General features: G+C 65.0%; 16 protein-coding genes, 1 tRNA gene and 1 pseudogene. 7 read left to right on the forward strand and 11 right to left on the reverse strand.

Going from position 1 to position 19,616, the window contains the following annotated elements; translation table 11 throughout:
• The first annotated feature begins 46 nt into the window (after nucleotides 1-46).
• Nucleotides 47-123: transfer RNA gene (locus SPMU_RS07260), tRNA-Met, on the forward strand.
• A 504-nt stretch (nucleotides 124-627) separates the two neighbouring features.
• Here the strand turns inward: SPMU_RS07260 and SPMU_RS07265 are convergent.
• On the reverse strand, nucleotides 628-1,710 hold the full coding sequence (locus SPMU_RS07265; protein WP_169715654.1) for a recombinase family protein: 1,083 nt from the start codon (nucleotides 1,708-1,710) through the stop codon (nucleotides 628-630).
• Nucleotides 1,711-1,862: 152 nt separating this feature from the next.
• Here SPMU_RS07265 and SPMU_RS16865 point away from each other — a divergent pair, with 152 nt between their 5' ends.
• Nucleotides 1,863-2,435 carry a helix-turn-helix domain-containing protein gene (locus SPMU_RS16865; protein WP_169715655.1) on the forward strand — a complete coding sequence of 191 codons (573 nt, stop codon included), beginning with the start codon at nucleotides 1,863-1,865 and terminating at the stop codon, nucleotides 2,433-2,435.
• Nucleotides 2,436-2,629: 194 nt separating this feature from the next.
• Nucleotides 2,630-3,310: a TetR/AcrR family transcriptional regulator gene (locus SPMU_RS07275; RefSeq protein WP_245832998.1), complete on the forward strand. Its 681-nt coding sequence runs from the start codon at nucleotides 2,630-2,632 to the stop codon at nucleotides 3,308-3,310.
• Here the strand turns inward: SPMU_RS07275 and SPMU_RS07280 are convergent.
• Nucleotides 3,307-3,588, reverse strand: coding sequence for an alpha/beta fold hydrolase (locus SPMU_RS07280; protein ID WP_088333242.1), 282 nt, complete (start codon nucleotides 3,586-3,588; stop codon nucleotides 3,307-3,309). The two genes, SPMU_RS07275 and SPMU_RS07280, sit on opposite strands and share 4 nt — an antisense overlap.
• Nucleotides 3,589-3,714: 126 nt before the next feature.
• Here SPMU_RS07280 and rtcA point away from each other — a divergent pair, with 126 nt between their 5' ends.
• Nucleotides 3,715-4,731 (forward strand): RNA 3'-terminal phosphate cyclase, encoded by a 1,017-nt coding sequence (gene rtcA / locus SPMU_RS07285; protein ID WP_088333243.1) that lies wholly within the window; start codon nucleotides 3,715-3,717, stop codon nucleotides 4,729-4,731.
• Nucleotides 4,732-5,054: 323 nt separating this feature from the next.
• Here rtcA and SPMU_RS07290 read toward each other — a convergent pair whose 3' ends face one another.
• The 5 genes from SPMU_RS07290 to SPMU_RS07310 form a co-directional block, all read right to left on the reverse strand.
• The gene (locus tag SPMU_RS07290) at nucleotides 5,055-5,444 is read right to left on the reverse strand and encodes a hypothetical protein (RefSeq protein ID WP_088333244.1); all 390 of its coding nucleotides are present in this window, start codon (nucleotides 5,442-5,444) and stop codon (nucleotides 5,055-5,057) included.
• Entirely contained in the window at nucleotides 5,434-6,186 is a 753-nt protein-coding gene (locus tag SPMU_RS07295; RefSeq protein WP_088333245.1) for an eCIS core domain-containing protein, read from the reverse strand. Before SPMU_RS07295 ends, SPMU_RS07290 begins: the two co-directional genes overlap by 11 nt.
• Before the next feature lie 602 nt (nucleotides 6,187-6,788).
• A complete protein-coding gene (locus SPMU_RS07300) occupies nucleotides 6,789-8,378 on the reverse strand; it encodes an ABC transporter permease (RefSeq protein ID WP_140418424.1) in 1,590 nt (529 codons plus the stop codon).
• Nucleotides 8,375-9,241, reverse strand: a complete 867-nt coding sequence (locus SPMU_RS07305; RefSeq protein ID WP_088333247.1) for an ABC transporter ATP-binding protein — start codon at nucleotides 9,239-9,241, stop codon at nucleotides 8,375-8,377. Before SPMU_RS07305 ends, SPMU_RS07300 begins: the two co-directional genes overlap by 4 nt.
• 145 nt (nucleotides 9,242-9,386) lie before the next feature.
• The gene (locus tag SPMU_RS07310; protein WP_088333248.1) at nucleotides 9,387-9,722 is read right to left on the reverse strand and encodes a TfoX/Sxy family protein; all 336 of its coding nucleotides are present in this window, start codon (nucleotides 9,720-9,722) and stop codon (nucleotides 9,387-9,389) included.
• Nucleotides 9,723-10,101: 379 nt separating this feature from the next.
• Between SPMU_RS07310 and SPMU_RS07315 the strand changes: the two genes are divergently transcribed.
• The gene (locus SPMU_RS07315; protein WP_088333249.1) at nucleotides 10,102-14,025 is read left to right on the forward strand and encodes an Ig-like domain-containing protein; all 3,924 of its coding nucleotides are present in this window, start codon (nucleotides 10,102-10,104) and stop codon (nucleotides 14,023-14,025) included.
• Between the two features lie 225 nt (nucleotides 14,026-14,250).
• On the opposite strand, the pseudogene SPMU_RS07320 reads toward SPMU_RS07315, so the two are convergent.
• From SPMU_RS07320 to SPMU_RS07330, 3 genes and pseudogenes are all read right to left on the reverse strand, one after another.
• Nucleotides 14,251-14,882 (reverse strand): annotated as a pseudogene (locus tag SPMU_RS07320) (tyrosine-type recombinase/integrase).
• A gap of 733 nt (nucleotides 14,883-15,615) precedes the next feature.
• A complete protein-coding gene (locus SPMU_RS17465; RefSeq protein ID WP_342746443.1) occupies nucleotides 15,616-15,939 on the reverse strand; it encodes a phosphatidylserine decarboxylase in 324 nt (107 codons plus the stop codon).
• Nucleotides 15,940-16,214: 275 nt separating this feature from the next.
• Nucleotides 16,215-16,466, reverse strand: a complete 252-nt coding sequence (locus tag SPMU_RS07330) for a response regulator transcription factor (RefSeq protein WP_088333642.1) — start codon at nucleotides 16,464-16,466, stop codon at nucleotides 16,215-16,217.
• Between the two features lie 292 nt (nucleotides 16,467-16,758).
• Here SPMU_RS07330 and SPMU_RS07335 point away from each other — a divergent pair, with 292 nt between their 5' ends.
• Nucleotides 16,759-18,102, forward strand: a complete 1,344-nt coding sequence (locus SPMU_RS07335) for a GntT/GntP/DsdX family permease (protein ID WP_088333250.1) — start codon at nucleotides 16,759-16,761, stop codon at nucleotides 18,100-18,102.
• A gap of 22 nt (nucleotides 18,103-18,124) precedes the next feature.
• Nucleotides 18,125-18,805 carry a FadR/GntR family transcriptional regulator gene (locus SPMU_RS07340; RefSeq protein ID WP_088333251.1) on the forward strand — a complete coding sequence of 227 codons (681 nt, stop codon included), beginning with the start codon at nucleotides 18,125-18,127 and terminating at the stop codon, nucleotides 18,803-18,805.
• 165 nt (nucleotides 18,806-18,970) lie between these two features.
• Here the strand turns inward: SPMU_RS07340 and SPMU_RS07345 are convergent, their stop codons facing one another.
• Entirely contained in the window at nucleotides 18,971-19,450 is a 480-nt protein-coding gene (locus tag SPMU_RS07345) for a gluconokinase (protein ID WP_088333643.1), read from the reverse strand.
• Between the last annotated feature and the right edge of the window lie 166 nt (nucleotides 19,451-19,616).

Raw genomic sequence — 19,616 nt, forward strand, 5'->3', positions numbered from 1 at the left:
CGCCTCACCGCGGAGGCGTTCGTGTCTCAAACGGACAACACAGTGTCGCGGGGTGGAGCAGCCCGGTAGCTCGTCAGGCTCATAACCTGAAGGTCACAGGTTCAAATCCTGTCCCCGCAACCAGTACTACAGAACTCGACACGCCGCCCTCACGGGCGGCGTTGCCGTTCGAGGCATACCCCACCAGATCTTCGACTTTCGCAACCACCTCCGCCTCCGCGCCACCTGGCGCGTCTGGGTAGATTGTCACACGCTCCAGCAAGCTTCTGATGGCCGTGACTGCTTCCGTTCGTAGCGCTCCGTCATTCAGCGCGTCACGCAAGCGCGCCACCTTCTCCTCGAAGCGCCGTACCAAGATCGGGTGAGGGAGCACATCGGCTTTCCTGGACGACAGTGGTTGCCTAACTTGGATCATCAGCTCTGCTCGTTCTGCCTCACGCGCGCTGATGAGTGCCACGATAGTGGGGCCCACCACGCCTGCCAGCAGGTTCTGCGACAAGGCTGCCAGCTCCTTGTCGATCTTGAGGATGCGCTCGGCGGTTCGGCGGTCACGTTCGCTGCTCTCCCGCTCGAGGCAGCTCAGTTCGCGCTGGAACTCGTCCGCGAACACCTGTGCCATGTCGGCCGTCAGCAGGTGCGATTGAAGCGCCGCAAGTACCTTTCCCTCCAGACGTCCAGCACGCACCGAAGCGCGATCGCCACAGGTCCCGCGTTCCTTCGCACCCGGGCAGCGATAATAATCTTTCCCGAAATCGTGTAATTCGATCCGCATCCACCGCATTTGATGAGACCAGATAGAAGGTGCTGAGCGCGCTTGCCGTTGCCCTGGTTGCGTGTCGTAAGTGTACTGCGTGCTGCGAGCTTGCGGTCGACTGCAGCAGCCAGCGGTGGCGTGATGATGGCGAGGTCGGGAACTGCGACTTCGATCCACTCGGCGCGGTCACGCAGGCGGTAGCGGCGCTCACGCCGGTCGGAGTCCGGATCCTTGCGCCACTCCCGCCGCCCCCACAGGATGGTACCGCGATAAAGCGGGTTGTGGAGGATGCCGACCTGCTTTCTCGGGTCGCCTCGGATCGTCGATGCGTTCCATTGACCCCCTCGCGGGACTGGCACGCCGCGCTGGTTAAGCTCAGTTGCGAGCGACACCGACGAACGACCACCGGCGAACTGCTCCATGATCCATCGCACTGTGGCAGCCTGTTCCGGGTCAATCTCCATGACCCCTCGCGTACCGGTATGGTCGTCAACCTTGCGATATCCGTAAGCCCGCCCGCCGGCGAGTCTGCCGGCGAGCACGGCGGCCTGCATGCCACGGAATGTTTTGTGTCGCAGGTTGGACAGGAACATCGACCCGAGTAGCCCCGCGACCGCGAGTTTGATCTCGTCGATCTCGCCCTCGATCGCAGTGACGAGTTTGACGTGGTCGAAGCGCAATTTTTTACCGAGCCAGTTGATGTCTTCGCCATCGCGCGCGATGCGGTCGAGCGCTTCGGACACATTCATATCGATCTTGCCCGCGCGCACGTCGGCGAGCAGCCTCATCAGTCCGGGACGATCTCGACGATAGCCTGAGATCTCAGGGTCGGCATAGGTGCCGACGACCGTACCGCCTAACCGGTCAACGACTGCCTCGCACGAGACAACCTGGTCGGCGCTCGAGCGTGAATTCTGCTTGTCACTGCTGTGGCGCGCGTAGATCGCCGCCTTCAAGTTGCGCGTCTGTCCAAACATCATATCACGGATGCTCCGCGCTCGCGCGGGACGCTGCGAAGTGCTCGGCCGCAGCCTGACGGGCGAGCAGGCGTACCAGCACTGCGCGTCCAGCAAGCAGTTGCTCGCCTCCCTGCATCGGCACCGAAAAGGTGCTGGCAGCCAATGCGTCGGTGCTCTTCACAGCTATAGCCAAGCGCAACCCGCTTGCAGAACTTGAAAGAACGTCTCATTTTTCTTCCATGAATGATTTTGGCATGATCGTCGGCCAACAACTTGCCGCCGCCCGCCGCGAGCGGGGATGGACACAGGCGCGTCTCGCCCAGATCGTCGGCGTCGCGCGCGAGAGCATCTATCGGATTGAGCGAGGACGCATGCCCTCGGGAGCAACAGCCGCGCGGCTTTGTGACGCGCTGGGCCTCGACAAGGCGGAGCTTAGTCTCGACTGGCACGAAACCGATGCGACTCTTCTTTACCCTTCGACCACCTTCCTGCGAGATCGTCGCAAGGCACGTGAGCTTAGCTTGTGGGAGGTTGCCCGGGCAGCTGGCGTGAGTGCTTCCACCATGTCACGCTTCGAACGTGGCCATGGCGGCAGTCGCATGCTCGTTCGTCGCACCTTGGCAGGACAGCCGACTGAACTCGTCAACCAAGGATTTGCCGAGATTCTGGGCTTCCACTCCAACCACGAACTAACCACCTTTTGGCAACGAGGCTATCTCTAACGCCAACATGGCAACGGGTGCGGTAATTAGACCCAGTTGTGGACGTTCAGCTCGCCTTCGCTGCTCCCAGAAAGCGATCGGCCGTTCATCTGCTGCCGATGCCAGTTCGGTGTCTCCTATGACTGGGCGAAACCTGCCCACCCGCTTTGACGCATTTGGGGGGGGCAGGTAGCGGGCTGCTGCATTGTCGGTTGGTGCTCGTAAGTCGCAGCATCGACATCGAAGGCGTCCTCCCATATTTGAAGGTGATGGCAGCGAAGTCTTCCCGCACGCAGGCGGAGCGTTCCGAGACCATGCGAGCCCGCATCCTTGACGCGACGATCGCCAGTCTCGCCCAACACGGTTACGGTGCCACCACAACCTTGATGGTGCAGAAGATCGCAGGATTGAGCCGGGGTGCGATGCTGCATCATTTTCCTACCAAGGCCGATCTGATCCTGGGAACGATGGAGCGCATCGTCGATCTAAACCACGAATTTTTCCAGCAGCGGCTGATGGAAATTCCCGATCCGCTGCAGCGCTTCTTGTCCCTTATTGATGCGCGCTGGGATTTGGCCAAGCAGCCCCCTGGCGTGGCGCAGGCTGAGATTATGGTCGGCGCACGCAGCGACGAGCTGGTCAGGGAACGCTACCCGGAGGTGCTGGAGCGGATGCGCCCGAAGCAGGCGCGCCGCCTGCAGGCCTGGGCCTCGGACGCTGGGCTGTTGCTGGACGAGCGTGACCAGGTGGTATCTCGCGCGATCGTCTATGCCCTGCGCGGTATGGCGATCGAGGTTCAGATCGACCCGACCATCGAAACGGAATCCGTGTTGGGCGTGCTCCGCGACTTGCGACGGAGCACGCTTGGTGATCGCATCAAGCCGGTCGCGCGCTAAACGGCGGGCGGCGGATTGTTGGCCCGGACGAAATCGCCCAACGTTTTGATGTAGATCGGCGACACGAAATCCTGCATCACGGCGGACAGATGACCGTAGCCCGGCAGCACCAGATTGGTGAAATTGGGCAATTCGCGCCACATCCGGTGCGTCTTGGCGAAGGGGCGATCATAGTCGCCGTTTACTGCCAGCACGGGAATGGCGATCCTGGTAAGATCAAGCCGTTCAAGCAGCGCCTGCCGCTCGCTTTCCATCCGGACGCGATCCGCGGCGGTCATGGTGAAGCCGGTGGTGGGCGGCGCACCGGTGGCGGACCGCGCGTTGCCGATCTCCTCACCAGGCCGATCTGGTCGAGATCGTCCATACGCTGAAGCAGGTCGTGTGCGTGAAGGGGTGATCGAACCATGATCGTCATCGACGGAGCCGAGGGTGAGGGCGGGGGACAGGTCGTGCGCAATGCGTGCGCGCTGTCGCTCGTCACCGGCCGGCCCTTTCGCATCGTCAATGTCCGGGGCGGGCGCGAGAAGACCGGCCTGCTGCGCCAGCACGTCACCGCGATTGAGGCGGCGTGCCGCATCGGCGGCGCGTCGTGCGAGGGGCTGAGCGTCGGTTCGTCGGCGATCGCCTTCACGCCGGGAGCGGTCGTGCCCGGTGAATATCACTTCTCCGTCGGCACGGCCGGCAGTACCGGCCTCGTGCTGCAGACGGTGCTCATGCCGCTTTGCCTCGCGGACGGTTCCTCTCGCCTGTTGCTGGAGGGCGGCACGCACAACCTGCTCGCGCCGCCGTTCGATTTTATCAAGCGATCGTTCCTGCCGATCGTCAACCGGATGGGGCCGAGGGTCACGGCGCGTCTGCTGCGGCACGGTTTCTTCCCGCGCGGCGGCGGCCGGATCGAAGTGGAGATCGAGCCCGCGTCGCTTCGGCAGATCGACGCCACCGCGCGCGGCGCGCTCGTCGCGCGGCGGGGGGCGGCGCTCGTCGCCGCGCTTCCCGTCGACATCGCCGATCGCGCCATCGGCGCGGTGCGTACGTCGCTGTCCGACTGGCCGGCGGATGCGTTCGCCGTCCGGGAACTGCCCGAGGATCAGGGGCCGGGAACGATTCTGATGCTCGAGGCCGAGTATGAGCATGTGACCGAGATCGTCAGCGGCTTCGGCAAGCTCGGCGTCTCGGCCGAGCGGCTGGCGCACACCGCTGCGCATCGCATGCGCGGGTACGAGCAATCGAACGCCTTCGCGGGCCCTTACCTCGCCGACCAGCTATTGCTGCCGATGGCGCTTGCCGGCGGGGGATGCTTCACGACCGTCAAGCCGAGCCAGCACAGCCGGACCGCGGCCGATATCATCGCCCTGTTCCTCGACCGCCAGATCGTCTTCGAGCAGCAGCCGGCCGGGGAGCATCGGGTGCGGATCGTCTGAGCAGTCCCGAAACAGGCAGCGCTCGAACGGGATCGGTTCCAGTCTACGACCTGGGAGCGGCGATGCGCACGATTTGAGGTGAACGAATGTCGGCAATCGGGAGGCGCCCAGACCGCCTTGAACGTCCGGCTTTGGGTCTTTCGAGGTTGCGAGGCTGCTCGGCAGGATGTGCGCAACTTGCAGGCGAAGAACTGCGCTCGATGAAGTTTATAGCTGCCGCTCGCAGCGAATGCGGCGTTGTCCTCCAGCCCGCTACCAACGTCGATGTCGGCGCGACCCACGCATGCGGAACCCACTCGGACGATTGAACCCGCCTCCTACGTTCAGTCCTGCACCGTCACACCTTGGGGTGTGAGGCGGAAGTCTCGAACGGCGCTGAAGCCCGGGCCCGAGATGCGCACGCGGTATGTCATGTCCGAACGGAGCGGGGTGGCGGGCGCCTTCTGGGTGATGTCGGCGGTCAACTCGCCGTAACGGAGTGAGTGGAAGCACTTGCCGGTGCCCAAGGACGAGACTTGCCACAGGGGATCTGCGTCCTCCGGCACGACGGCCGTGACGCTCAGCGCGTCCGCGCATACCTGATCGGCACCGTCCGCCGCGACGGCGACGAAGCGAAGATCCCCAGGCGTGCCGGATACATCGACGCGCTCGGGCCCCTGGACGCACGCGACGAGCAGGACCGCCAAGGCAATCAGGGAACGGTCAAAGACCATGCAGGCCCGTACCCTTCAGCCGACGCCGCAGATCGGCGCGCCTCGTCTGATCCTTGGGATCTGTGCTATCCTTAAGACGCTGGTAGTTGCCGACCATCTGCGCCTGTCCCTCTAGCATCTCGCGGTCGAAGGGGCGGCCGCGCTTCTGGTAGCGGTACATCTCATTCGCATCGCCCTTCGCTGCGGCCATGTCAGCACCGTAACGCGCAAGGAAGCGCGAATAGCCCAGTTCGCGATACTGGATGGTATGCATGACCTCGTGCATGAGCAGCTCGGTGCCCGAGCCATCGCGCGAGGTGGTCAGGTCCCGCGCAGGCCACTTCGACGCAGGATTGAGGTAGATCGTGTTTCCGATGGTGATTGCCGGGTTGCGGTTGCTGAACGCCGCTCGAGGGATGGAGGACAGACCCGGGCCGTTGACGATGCGAAGCAGATCGGGTCGCGCTCGGTAGCCGAACACGTCCGCTGTCGTCAGCCGCTCACGCGGCGTCAGCGGTCGAGCCCCGCGTCCGCGCCAGCTGTCGGCAAGCATGTCGGCGAGATGGTGCGGGAGTCGGGCCAGCATCTCCGCGGCGGCAAGCGCCTGCTGCGCTTCGCTGGCCACGGCGTCCCGCACAGAGTTGGCCGCCTTACCGAGGACCACTCCGGGCAGGGCGAGCGCCCGCTCCACGAACGCACGTTCCATGCGGGCCAGCACACCAGCGGCGGCGCGGCGAAACGAGTCGAGCGGATCGGGTATCACCCCGCCTCTGCTCCGCACCGCCAAATGACGGGCGATCGGCAGATTGAGACCCAGTCGGGTGTTGTCATCATCATCGCAGCTTGGAGCATGGCGTCTCCGACTTCAAGAGCGGCGCTTCTGATGGCGCAGCTAGCTCATATCCGTCGACGCGTTCACGCGATCGACAATGATCACCTTCCCGGACACCTCAACTGGCCGAGAATGCCTGGACCTTTCGTTTGGCGTCCGAGGAACTCGACTCGAACTTTGCATCTGCCTGCGGAGTGACGATGTCTGAGGTCGAACCTGCTGACGTCGCGCAGCCTGAGCTGTTGATCCGTCCAGTATGAATTGTGCGAGACAACGGTTCGCTTGATAAGTGACAGCCGGGTACTTCCAGGCGCGGGTCGGGCCCGCCGCAAAGGTCGGTTCACTCCCATGAACAAGCGGCTGGTTTCAGCTACTGGCTAAGCCGCGCTGAATGACCGAAAGTGGGTCGTTGCGGCTCTGCGCTCAGCTAGGAGGCCTCGACCCGACCGGGGTCGCTCAAGGGCATTGGTCGTGGTCTCTGCGGCATCGGCACCAGTCCGCGATCGTGCTCGTCGCTTGATCCAAGGTGGACGTCAGCGCGCCGGACGCGCCCGCGGAAGGCCACGCCCGCACGCCAGCGCGATCATCGCGGCAGCCGCCGTTCCCCAGCCGAGGCGATACCAGCCTACGCCATGCGCCCCGCTCAAGGCCGGCGGCAGCGGCGCGCCGGGATAGCCGCCGTAGCGGTAGTGCGGGTCTTGCCAGCCGAGCTTGTTCAGCGCGAGCGAGCCGATCAGGTAGAAGACCATATATCCCCAACCTGCCAGCTTGTTTGGCGCTAGCGACTGGAGGAATATCGCAAGCGCGCCCAGCAGCAGCCAGTCATATGTCTGAGGAAGAACGTACCACATCAGGTACGCGCGTGGAGCGGGCCAGCGCCCCATGGCGAGCTCGGTCGCTGCTCCCGCTCCAGCGATCGCCGCCGCCAGCGAAAGCAGCACCAGCGCCAGTGCGAGGAACTTGGCGAAAACCAGCACCGCTCCACGAACCGGGGTCGCCGTCATGATCGGCTCGACCTTGTGCTCGCGCTCGGCCCAGAACAGCTCGCCTGCAAAGAACAAGGCGACCACCACCGGCACGAGGCGGAACGAGGTGGCTAGCGCGGCGACCGTGGCTGGCGTTCCATCCACCCGCGACGCCGCAGCCGCCGCAGCTGCCAGACCCATCATAAGCAGCGCCGCAAACGTCGGGGTCGGGACGATCCGGCGCGCCTCGAACGCGGTCCGCGCCGCGATCTGCGTCACGATGACGGTCCCCCCAGGCTCTGAGCGCGGCGAGGCGGGCGACGATCGCTCTCCAGTTGATCGTCCAGCGCCGCCGCTCAGGCTGCTCGCGCTTGGGCGCGGCCGATCATCGCGAGCGCCGCGGCGCGTCTGCAGCCATGTTCCGAGCCCCACCAGTGCTGCGGCGACCCCGAGCCACAGCGCGCGATTGGCCAGCAGCTCACCGGCAAGCGGAGGCCAGCCCGCATCCCGCTGCGCGACGCTGCAGCTCAGGGTTGCGCCGGTTACGGCGGCAAAGCCGAACGGCTCGATCAGGCCAAGACCTGCGCTCCCGCTCTCGCCCGCAATCCCATACAGCGTCAACAGCCCTGCCGCGCCGAGCAGGCACCCCGTCATCGATCGCGTCACCCCCGCCAGTGCATAGAATAGCGCGCAGGCAAGGAGGAGGTTGGGAAACGCCAACGTGAAGAACGCGAACAGGTGACTTCCCAGGGGCCCGCTTCCCAAGCCGAGCGCCACGCCCCCGGCGATCATCGCGACGGGAACCGATACGAAGCACAGCAGCACCGCCCCGAACGCGCCCATGAAACGGCCAAGAGCATGGCTGCCCGCAGCGACGGGCGTCGCGCGGACGAGGCTCGCAAATCCGGTCAGCTCGTCGCGCAGCACCGCCTCGCCGACCAACGCCGCAGCGGTGAATAGGAAGAACAAGCTCCAAACGAGGTGCGTCCGCACGATCGCCGCCGCCCCGATCCGCGCACCCTCGTCGGCCATGCCGACCCGCAGCTCATCGATGGCCATCCCGCCCACCACCATCAGCACCGATATGGCGAAAACGATCCCGAAGACGCGCCCGCCGACCTGTTGGCGCAATTCGAGCCATGCGAGGTGCGCCATCATCGTGCGTTCGTTTCCTCGCGCGCAAGCGCCGCGAAATACGCGTCCTCTAGCGTCGCGGGAACGGGCTCGAAGGCCGGTCCAGGGCTCTCGTCGGCCATCACGCGCGCGACCCGCCGCCCGCCCGACAACCGCCGCGACAGCAATGCGGCATCACCGCCATACGCCTCCACCGGTCCGCGCCACACGCGCCCCGCGAGCGCCGTGGCAAGGTCGCTGGGCGCGCCCTTGGCCAGCACCCGTCCGCCCGCGAGCACAGCGACCTGCGCGCAAAGATCGGCCACGTCCTCGACGATGTGAGTCGACACGATGACCGTCGCGCTCTCACCAAGGCCGAATAGCAGTTCGTGGAAACGATTGCGCTCCGCCGGGTCGAGGCCCGCTGTCGGTTCGTCGAGGATCAGCAGGTCCGGGTCGCCGATCAACGCCTGTGCCACGCCCCACCGCTGGCGCATCCCGCCGGAGAAGCTGGACACCGCCCGATCCCGCGCGTCCCACAGATTGACCAACCGCAGCAGCTGCTCGCCGACATCGCGTCGCTCGCCCCGACCCGTAACCCCTTTCAGGACCGCGATCTGATCAAGCAGCGCTTCCGCCGACACGCCAGGGTAAACGCCGAAATCTTGCGGCAGGTAGCCCAGTCGTCGTCGCAGCGACTTGGGCTCCGCGATCGCATCGATGGCGTCGAACCGTACCCGCCCCGACGAAGGCAACTGCAGCGTCGCAGCGACCCGCATCAGCGAGGACTTGCCGGCGCCGTTCGGCCCTAACAGCCCGAACAGCCCGCGGCTGATCGACAGCGTCACGCAATCCAGCGCCCGGGTTCCATCGGGATAGGTCTGCGATACAGCGTCAATCTCTAGCATGTGCCTCAGCTCGCCATGTGAGCACCGAACGAACGAGGTTGACGCTGGGACCCAGTGGTCAAATCAACCCTGAACCGACGTCCGAAACTGGATGGCGCCGGGGCGCCGCGAATGGCTGCTTGTGGGTCCCTTCCGCCGCGGGTGCTTACGTGCCTCGCTTCGGTTTCCGCGGCTTAGGTGTCGGCAGCTCGGCCGCCGTCACGCGCAGCAGCTCGCCGAGCCATTCGGCATCGTCCCATCGATCGGCCTCGATGAGCATCTGCGGTTTAGCACCTGGATACGGCGGCGCCTCCGACACGGGTTTGGCATAGGCGCGGCCCAGTATCGTCGGCTTGACGAAGAGCTGATCGTCGCAGACCGAGCCGATAATCTTGCCGTCGATGTAGACGCCGTACTCACCGAACATCGGCTTGGCCGCCACCGCGCCGGCCCCGGCCGCCTGTTCAAGTAAGAAATCGATTGTGCGTTGCTGCGTCGCCATACCCCAAACCTAACAGACGAGCGTCGCAGCGGGCAACGGACCGACCATGGTTTGCGTCGCGAACCGCGATGAATAAGCGGTCACTTTCGGGAGAGGTCAAGGTGTATTGAACGGCCGACTGTGGGTCTAAGCTGCCGTCAGCGCTGTTGCCGCCAGCTTGGCTCAATGACCGGATTCTGAGTCACCGCTTTTGCATCAGGGTTAATTGCTGACGCCCCGCGAACGGCGCATGACACTAGGGCTTAAACCTTAGGCACGTTCCAAAGCTGCGTCGGGCACTGCCGACGCTCCTTATCTTGCCTTCTTCCTCGACGCGACCGGCCGGCAGGACATCGTCTTTTCGACGCGCCTTCGCGACATCGACGGGGCGACGAGCACCGTGCAGCAGATCGCGGTGCAGTACCGCATCGGCGACATCGGCAACTGGCTCAACGTCGAGGGTGGCTATGTCGCCAACGCCAACGTCGGCCAGGACACGCAGCTAAGCGTGGCGCTGCCCGCAGCGGCCAACGATCAGGCGCAGGTGCAGGTGCGTGTGATCACGGTCGATGCGGCGGGCAGTGATGCCTTTATCGGCATCGACGACATCAGCGTCACCAGCCTGTCGCTTGCGCCGCCGCCGGCGGCCGGCGCCCTGTCGATCGCCGATGCCAGCGTGGCCGAGGGCGATGCGGGCACCGCGACGCTCGTCTTCACCGTGACGCGTGCGGGGGGCAGCGCGGGCGAGGTATCGGCGATCTGGACGGTAACGTCGGGCACGGCCGGTGCCGACGACCTCGCCAGGTCGCCGCTGACCGGCACCGTGACCTTCGCGGATGGCGCGACCAGCGCGGTGATCAAGATCGCGGTGGCGGGCGACACCCGCTTCGAGGATGACGAAACGCTAGGCATTGCGCTGACCGCCCCTACCGGCGGCGCGACGATCGCCGATGGCGAGGCAGTCGGCACCATCGTCAATGACGATGCAGCCGCCCCCGCCGACCCGGCCAACGTCTTCATCAACGAGATCCATTATGACGATGCCGGCGCCGACATCGGTGAGGCGGTGGAGATCGCCGGCGCGGCAGGTACCGACCTGACCGGCTGGTCGCTGGTGCTCTACAACGGCAATGGCGGCACGACCTATGCGACGATCGCGCTGACCGGCAGGATCGCCGACCAGGCGAACGGCTTCGGAACTGTCGCTGTCGCGGCACCGGGGATCCAGAACGGCTCGCCCGACGGCATCGCGCTGGTCGATGCGGGTGGCCGCGTGGTGCAGTTCCTGTCGTATGAAGGGCCGCTGCTTGCCACCAACGGCCCAGCGGCGGGCATGACCGCGACCGACATCGGTGTCGCCGAAGAGGGCGTGCCTGAGGGTACGTCGCTTCAGCTCAAGGGCACCGGTGCGGGCTACGAAGACTTCGTTTGGGCGCCGGCGAGTGACGACAGCTTCGGCGCAGTTAATGATGGGCAGAGCTTCATCGGCGCGGCTGCGACCGGCCAGGTATCGATCCGCGACGCACAGGTGGCGGAGGGAAATGCCGGTACGGCCGAGCTCGCCTTTACCGTCCGCCGCGCGGGCGGCACCGCGACGGCGGCGAGCGTCGACTATACCGTTGTCCTCGACGGCAGCGCCGATGCCAGCGATCTTGCGCCCGGGACCGTGCTGACCGGCACGATCAACTTCGCCGCCGGCCAGTCCGATGCGACGATCACGGTTCCGATCGCCGGGGACACGCGGGGCGAGGGCAACGAGACCCTGCGGATAGTCCTGTCCAATCCCCTCGGCAACATTGCCATCGCCGATGGCGCGGCGGTGGGCACGATCGTCAACGACGATCTCGTCACACTGACGATTGGTGCGATCCAGGGCGCCGGCCATAGCTCGGCTTTCGTCGGCCAGACGGTGCGGACCGCGGGCATCGTCACGGCGGTCGATTCGAACGGCTATTACATCCAGGACGCAGGCGACGGGAATGCTGCGACCTCGGACGGCATCTTTGTCTTCACCGGCGGTGCGCCAACCGTTCGCGTCGGTGACGCGCTCGACCTGACCGGCGCCGTAAGTGAGTTCCTGCCCGGTGCGACTGGCCTGTCGATCACGCAGCTTTCCAACGTCACCGCCAGCGTCATCTCCAGCGGCAATGCGCTGCCCGAGGCAGTGCGCATCGGTCAGGGCGGTCTCCTGCCCCCGACCAAGGTGATCGAGGACGACAGCTTCACAAGCTTTGATCCGACGACCGACGGCCTCGACTTCTACGAGGCACTGGAAGGGATGCGCGTGACGATCGACGCGCCACGCGTCGTCGACGCGACCAATTCGTTTGGCGAGACCTGGGTGGTCGCCTCCAACGGCGTCGGCGCCACCGGGCTCAATGACCGCGGCGGAATGACGATCTCGGCGGGCGACTACAACCCGGAGCGGATCCAGATCGACGACGATGCCGCGGTGTTTGCCGGCTTTACCCCGAGCTATTCGCAGGGCGACCGGCTCGGTGACGTAACGGGCATCGTCAACTATGCCTTCAACAGCTATGAGGTGATCGTCACCGACGCAGTTGCGGTGGTCGAGGATGCACCGGCGCCGGTGAAGGAGGTCGCCGACTTTGCCGGCGACGCCGATCACCTGACGATCGCAACCTTCAACGTCGAGAATCTCGATCCGTCCGACACGAGCTTCAACCTTCTCGCGCAGAATATCGTCTACAGCCTGCGCGCGCCCGACATCATCGGCGTGCAGGAAATCCAGGACTCGGATGGTGCAGGCAATGGCGCTGACTTGTCAGGCATGGTGACGGCGCAGACGCTGATCGCCGCCATCGACGCGGCGGGCGGGCCTTCCTACGCCTATGTCGAGGTCGCGCCGGCCACTCCGGGTTCCACCGGCGGCGAGCCGGGCGGCAACATCCGCAACGGGTATTTCTATCGCACCGACCGCGTCGATTATGTCGAGGGCAGCGCCCGCCTGATCGAGGGGACGGCCTATGACGGCTCGCGCAAGCCGCTGGTCGCCGATTTCAGCTTCAACGGCGAGACAGTGACCGCGATCAATGTCCACTTCGCCTCACGCGGCGGCAGCGACCCGCTGTTCGGCGCCAACCAGCCCCCCGCCAATGCTGGCGAGGCGGCACGCGAGGCGCAGGCAGCCGGCGTGCTCGCCTATGTCAACGAGGCGTTGGCCGGCGATCCCGACGCCAATTTCGCCGTGCTCGGCGACTTCAACGGCTTTTACTTTGAGGAAGTGCAGCAACAGCTGACGCGGAACGGCGTGCTGACCAACCTTGCCACGCTGCTGCCCGAGGAGGAGCGCTACAGCTATCTCTTCGAGGGCAATTTCCAGTTGCTCGACAACATTCTGGTGACCGGCGGGCTGCTGGGCGGCGCACGCTACGACGCGGTCCACATCAATGCGGGCCAGACGGACTCAACCAGCGATCATGACCCGCAGGTCGCATTGCTCCACATCGCCCGCCCGAACGCGGCACCGGTCGCCGCCGACGACACCGTAGCGGTCAACGAGGACGCTGCGACCGGCAATCTGGTCCCGACGTTGCTCGGCAACGACACCGACGAAGGCGCGCTGACCATCGTTGGCGTCGATACGTCGGAAACGCAAGGGACGGTTGTGTTCGATGCCGCGACGCAGAGCCTGCGCTACGTTGCCGATGCCGATGCGTTCGACGGGCTTCGCAATCGCGAGCAGGCCGTCGATCGCTTCACCTATACCGTACGTGACGCGGGCGGGCTGGAAAGCACGGCAAGCGTGACCGTAACGGTCACGGGGATCGACGACAGCCGCGTGCGGATCGGTACGATCTTCAGCGACAGGCTGACGGGCACCGCGGGCGAGGACACGATCTACGGCCTGATCGGCAACGACACGATCCACGGCCTCGATGGGCGCGACACGCTGTGGGGCGGGATCGGCAACGATCTGCTCGACGGCGGCAACGGCAGCGATCGCATGGCCGGTGGTATCGGCAACGACACGCTGCTGGGCGGCGCGGGCGACGATTATCTGGCGGGCGGCCTCGGCCGTGACACCCTGACGGGCGGCGAAGGGATCGACCGCTTCGCGTTCGGGATCTTTTCCGGCAGCGACACGATCACCGATTATGAGGTTGGGACCGATATCATCCGGCTCGAAACCGGTGCAGCCGTTTCGCGCCACGAAGTGCGTGACTTCGATCGCGACGGTCAGCTCGACCTCAAGCTGGTCTTCGCGCTCGGCGGCGACGTGACGCTGCTCGGCGTCGACAGTCTTGCGCAGGTAACCTTTGAGCGCGGTGAAAGCCTGCTGCCGATCGAGACAATCTTCTGAGCCAAGGCGGCGGCGACACGCAGCCGCGTGTCGCCGCCGAGAGCAGGTAGTGTCAGTTGGTGACCCAGCGAGATTTGCTGAGGCACGGGAGCTAGCCGTTAAAAATGCTTGCCGCACATCCGAGGTTCGCATGCTGGTTATGAGAAGCCTAGCTCGACCAAGCTGAACGAACGACCGCTTCTGGAAGCGGCGGGTACCCGCTTGAACGCCCGGTTGTGGGTCGGTTCAGACCTCCGTGCGTTCGGCCAGTTCCAGAGCGTCCTCCACGTCGACACCCAAGTAGCGCACCCTGCTGTCAATCTTGGCATGGCCGAGGAGGATCTGAACGGCACGGAGATTACCGGTCGCCTTGTAGATAATCAATGCCTTCGTGCGCCGGAGCGAGTGCGTGCCGTATTCCTGAGCCGGAAGGCCGATGCCGGCTACCCACTCGTGCACGAGGCGGATTTACTGTCGCGTGCTCATGTGGGCCATGTAGTCATTGCGGCTCGGAAAGACGAAGTCGTTGACGGTGCCGCGTCGACGCTCCAGCCACGCGCGCATTGTTTTCCGGGCCGTGTCCATCAGCTCGAACTGAACCGGTCGCTTGGTCTTCTGCTGAACGACGATGGCGCGGTCAAGGATCCGCCACCGGAGACCACATCCCCAATTCGCACCCTCACCACATCACAGCCGCGCAGCTTGCTATCGATGGCGAAGTCGAACAGCGCTCGATCGCCCAATCGCCTATGCTGGTCCAGCCAGAAGCGAATTGCCCAGACCTGCTGCTGTTTCAGCGCCCGCTTCGCACCGATCAGTCTACCTTCGTTGCAGGGCCGCAGTTCGTGGAAGGCAGGGTCCATCGACAAGTGACCCATCACTCATCTCCATCACGCCAGCTCAATCAGTTAAGAGTACCCCAATGATGTAAACCGACCATGGAAAGACGAGGCTGACTGGCCGACAGGGAGTAAGAACGAACGGCCGGAACTGTATTGTCTTGAGGGCGCGGCCGAGGTCACGTTCTGGGTTCTAGCTGCCGTGGAGTGTTATCAAGAACCGCCGCGGCTTTGCCGCTCAGCAGAGTTTCTAATGAGACTATCAGCCGCTTTCGATCAAGACGGCGAGGCTTGCGGCGAGCTCCGCGTTGCGGAACGGCCTGGCGCATAAAGTCGCTACAGAAGTTCGCATCGGTCCACACCAGGGTCCATCCAGTGCTTGGTTGCTGCTGAACTTCGTAGCGACGGCAGCTTTATAGTCGTTCTACAGTGGTCAAATCCTGTCCCCGCAACCAGTACACAAAGCCCGCAGGTCGCAAGACTTCGCGGGCTTTTTGCTGCCCTCAGGCGGCAGGCAGAATCAACGGCAGGCCTGTAGATGCCCGACCCCAGCCTGCATATAAGAACATTTCGGCGGGTACCTCGGCGCGCTCCCCCCCCTAACCAATGGCTCTCACCGACCACAAAGCCCGCGGCCGGATTTAGGAGATCTCTTAGCTCAGCGCATGAGCTGTCCGATCCGGCTCACCGCCGAGGCCGACGGTTCTGCTTCCTCCAGGCTCACCGTTGATGTGCGCCAGGGGTTCGCCCGCGCGGATCGGGCGGCCTTCGATCAGTTCGGCCAATGCTGCATCGGCGGCAGAAAGACGAGAATGGTCGATCCGTGCTCGAACCAGCCCATCTCCTCCCCGCGCTGTAGCGGGGCGCAGCAGGCGTGCCTGCCGGCACCCTGGCGCCGCAACAGCGCACCTGTATCGAGAAAGGTCAGCCGGATGCCCGCCACCAGGATGGCCGCTACCGGCACAAGAAGCATCGACATGCCACCCGCCAATCGCGTTTCGATCACCGCCCGCTCGTTGCGGGACGATGCTGGAGGGCGCGCTGCAGTGGAGGCGGTCCAAGGCCTGATGCTTAAGGCAGCGTCGCTCCCATACATGGTGAAGGAAAGATCCTGCCGAACAACCCGCCCGGCCACGAAAGTCGCGTATACCGAAAGCCGGTAGGCGTTGTGCGTGATCTCACCGGGGAACTGGCCGTTTGAGCTATTGGCCCGCTCGCTGGCACCAGCGACGATCTACCCTCACGAGTTGCTTGGCATTGGCAAAAGCCGCAAACGTCCGGGTCTGATGCTATCATCGCAGCGATCACCTGAGGCATCACCACGGCAATAGAGGTGATCAACGAACTTGCTGAGCGAAGCTCGGGAGCCGATCAACCGGCGAGGCGCTGGCCGAAGCCCATCGCCTGGGCGGCAAGCGCCACCTGAGTTCGGTTGCGGACGTTCAGCTTCCGCATCAGCGCAGTCATATGTGCCTTCACCGTCGCCTCAGCGATGCCGAGATCATAAGCGATCTGCTTATTCAGCAAGCCCGAATATACACCTTCAAGCACCTTGAGCTGGGTGGGGGTGAGCCGCGCCGCAGCGGGTGGAGCAAAGGCCACCACCGTTCCGTGCAAGCCAATAGTCTGCTGCTGTGCCACCCGCCGCTCCCCTCTCCAATCACTGTCAGTCCGAACGGCTGGTTTGGCCTGCTCGATCGGATCACTGGTACAGTGTAGAAGCAGTGGTTGGACAGATTCAAGTCTTCCGCAGACGTTTTCGTCATATTTCAGAAGAAAATGCTTGATGCGCGATAATGCTGTCCTACAGATTGTACGTCCGGACGGAGCGCAGCGGTGACTGCCGCCCGCCGGTGCAAGGGGAGGAAATCATGATTCAGCGGTCGATTGGACTCGCGAAGCAGAGCGGCGCGGCGTGACGGCTGCGGATCTGCAACTCATCGTCGCGGCGTTGGCCGGCATTGCGCTCTCAATCATGCTTATCGTCAAAGCGCGGTTGCACCCGTTCGTTGGTCTTTTATGCGGCGCCTTCGCCGTCGGACTGTTGGCCGGCCTGCCGATCGCCGCAACCGCAGGCGCGGTGCAGAAGGGCGCTGGCGACATTCTTGGCGGCACCGGACTTGTGGTGGCGCTCGGGCTTGCCCTCGGTGCCATGCTGCAATTGTCCGACGGGGCGGCAGGCATCGCGCGTACTGCGCTGCGTTGGTCCGGGGCGAAAGGTGCTCCTTGGGCAGCGTTGTTGACGGGGCTGGTCATCGGCCTGCCGTTGTTTTTCGAAACGGGATTGGTCCTGCTCCTGCCGATCGTCGCCTCCGCTGCTGCTGCGCTGCCGGGTGCCGGAGATAGCGCAAAGCTGCGGCTCATGCTGTCCGCGGTGACTGGCCTTTCCGTCGTTCATGCGCTGGTGCCCCCGCATCCTGGACCGCTGTTGGCGGTGGAGGCCCTGGGGGCTGACCTTGGCCTTACCATTCTCTACGGCCTGATTGTGGCTGTTCCCACGGCCATCCTGGCTGGCCCGCTGCTGGCGCGTTTCACTGCACGAGGCGTACGGCTTGGTGCACCCACCTTGGCGCCTGCGCGCGTGGAGGTGCCGGCGCCGCCGGTCTGGCGTGCGCTGCTGGTGGTTCTGCTGCCGGTGGCGCTGATCGCCGCCGGGCAGCTGCCTGCGCTCCTGCCTCCCGCCGCCGCGCCGCAGGTCGCCTGGCTCGCCGCAGCCAGCAATCCCGTGCTCGCCTTGCTGCTCGCCTGCCTCGCCGCCTTGCCGCTGCTGTTCGGCCGGGCAGCCTTGCGTGCGCCGGTTCAGAGCGCGATCTGGGCAGAGACCGTGGCGCCGGCTGGTGCGATCCTGCTTGCGATTGGCGCGGGCGGTGCGCTGAAACAGGTGCTGGTAACGGCCGGCCTGTCCGACCTTCTGGTGCGCGTGTCGACCGGCGCAGCCCTGTCCCCGCTGCTGCTGGCTTGGGGCATCGCAGTCTGCATCCGCCTCGCTACCGGATCAGCGACGGTGGCGACCATCACCACGGCTGGCATGATGCCAGGCGTCGTCGCCGCAACCGGGGCCTCGCCGGAATGGGTCGTCCTGGCAATCGGTGCCGGCTCGGTATTCTTCAGCCACGTCAACGACCCGGGTTTCTGGCTGGTGAAGAGTTATCTTGGCACAGACACGCCCGGAACGTTCCGCACTTGGTCAGCGCTGGAAACCGCCATTTCGGTTATCGGATTGCTCCTGGTGCTGCTCGCAAGCACTGTGCTCTCATGAAGCAGGGCAACAGGGACCGCGAATGAGCCAGGAACGGCTGACCGACCGGGCGTACACCGGCATCGTGCAGATCATCAATGACGACGATCTGCATGTGGGCGATCGCCTGCCGTCGGAATCACGGCTTGCCGAAATGTTCGGTATGTCGCGCACCATCGTGCGCGAGGCGCTGGCGCGGCTCGCCTCCGACGGGATTACAGAGCCGCGGCGCGGCGCCGGCTCGTTCGTGAAGAGCCGCCCGTCGGACCGCATGCTCGCGTTCATGCCAATGACGGATCTGCCCGCGACACTTGGCACGTACGAAGTGCGCCTGGTGCTTGAAGCGGAAGCGGCGCGGCTTGCGGCGGCGCGTCGCTCCCCGGCAGAAATGGCCGGGATCGAGGAAGCGCTGGAGGGGCTGCGCAGCGTGCTCCTGTCCAGCGCGCCGGCTCATGATGAGGACATGGAACTCCACCGCCGTATCGTTCTGGCAACTGCCAACCCGGCCTTCCTCACCGCGTTCGACGCTCTGGTCGCCGACATCGACAAGATCATGCGCGCAGGGGTGGATATCTCCCGCTCACGCCCGCCCGAGGTGATCGGCGCGATGATGCGCGAGCATGAAATGGTGGTTGACGCGATACGGGCCAAGGACGCCGATGGCGCGGCACTCGCAATGCGCTGGCACCTTTCGGAAGGCCGCAAGCGGCTGATGTCCTCATAAGGGTCGTTAGCGCCGCATGAGACGGTGCCATGCGAGGCGTGGAACGGGGCGGGCTGCTAGCGGGTGAGGCGCGCCGAAGGCGATTCTCTGCCGCGACAGCCACGTCCGAGCCATTCCCATCTGCGATGCAGAAGATGACGGACAGGCTCCGCTTCGAACGTCACGTCACCGCAGCCAGTCCAGCGCGGCGGCGCACAGGCGAGCCGGCGTTTGGCGCGAGTCCAGTGTCAGCACCGGTTCGTCCGCGCCCGGCGGCTCAAGCGTGTCAAGTTGGCTGTCTAGCAGGCTAGGCGGCATGTAGTGCCCCTGGCGGTTTGACAATCGACGCAGCAATTCCCCGCGATTGTTGTCAAGCAGTATGAAGCGGACCGGCACGCCGGCGGCGGCGACTAATCGATCGCGGTAGCATCGGCGCAGCGCGGAGCAGGCCGCGACCGCGCAGCCGTCCGCCGCAGCAGCCTCGCGCAGCGCGCCGCCTAGCCGATCAAGCCAGGGCCAGCGATCCGCGTCCTCCAGCGGCCGGCCCAGCCGCATCTTTTCCACCGCAGCCGGATCGTGGAAGTCGTCGCCTTCCAGAAAAAGGCAGGCGAGCGCCTCGGCCAGCAGCGCGCCGAGCGTCGACTTGCCGCTTCCGCTCACCCCCATGACGATGATCGCCAAGGGCGCGGATGCATCTCCGTCTAGCGCGTTCGCCGGTCGGTTCACTCGCGGAAGCTCCTTGGCTCGCCGGGCTCGCCCGGCTCGATTTCAGCGCATCGCTACGCACCGGGGGGGCGCTGCGAAACTACGACCATGGTCGCGGGTGATCAGC

This window comes from Sphingomonas mucosissima (assembly GCF_002197665.1).
Taxonomy (GTDB): domain Bacteria; phylum Pseudomonadota; class Alphaproteobacteria; order Sphingomonadales; family Sphingomonadaceae; genus Sphingomonas; species Sphingomonas mucosissima.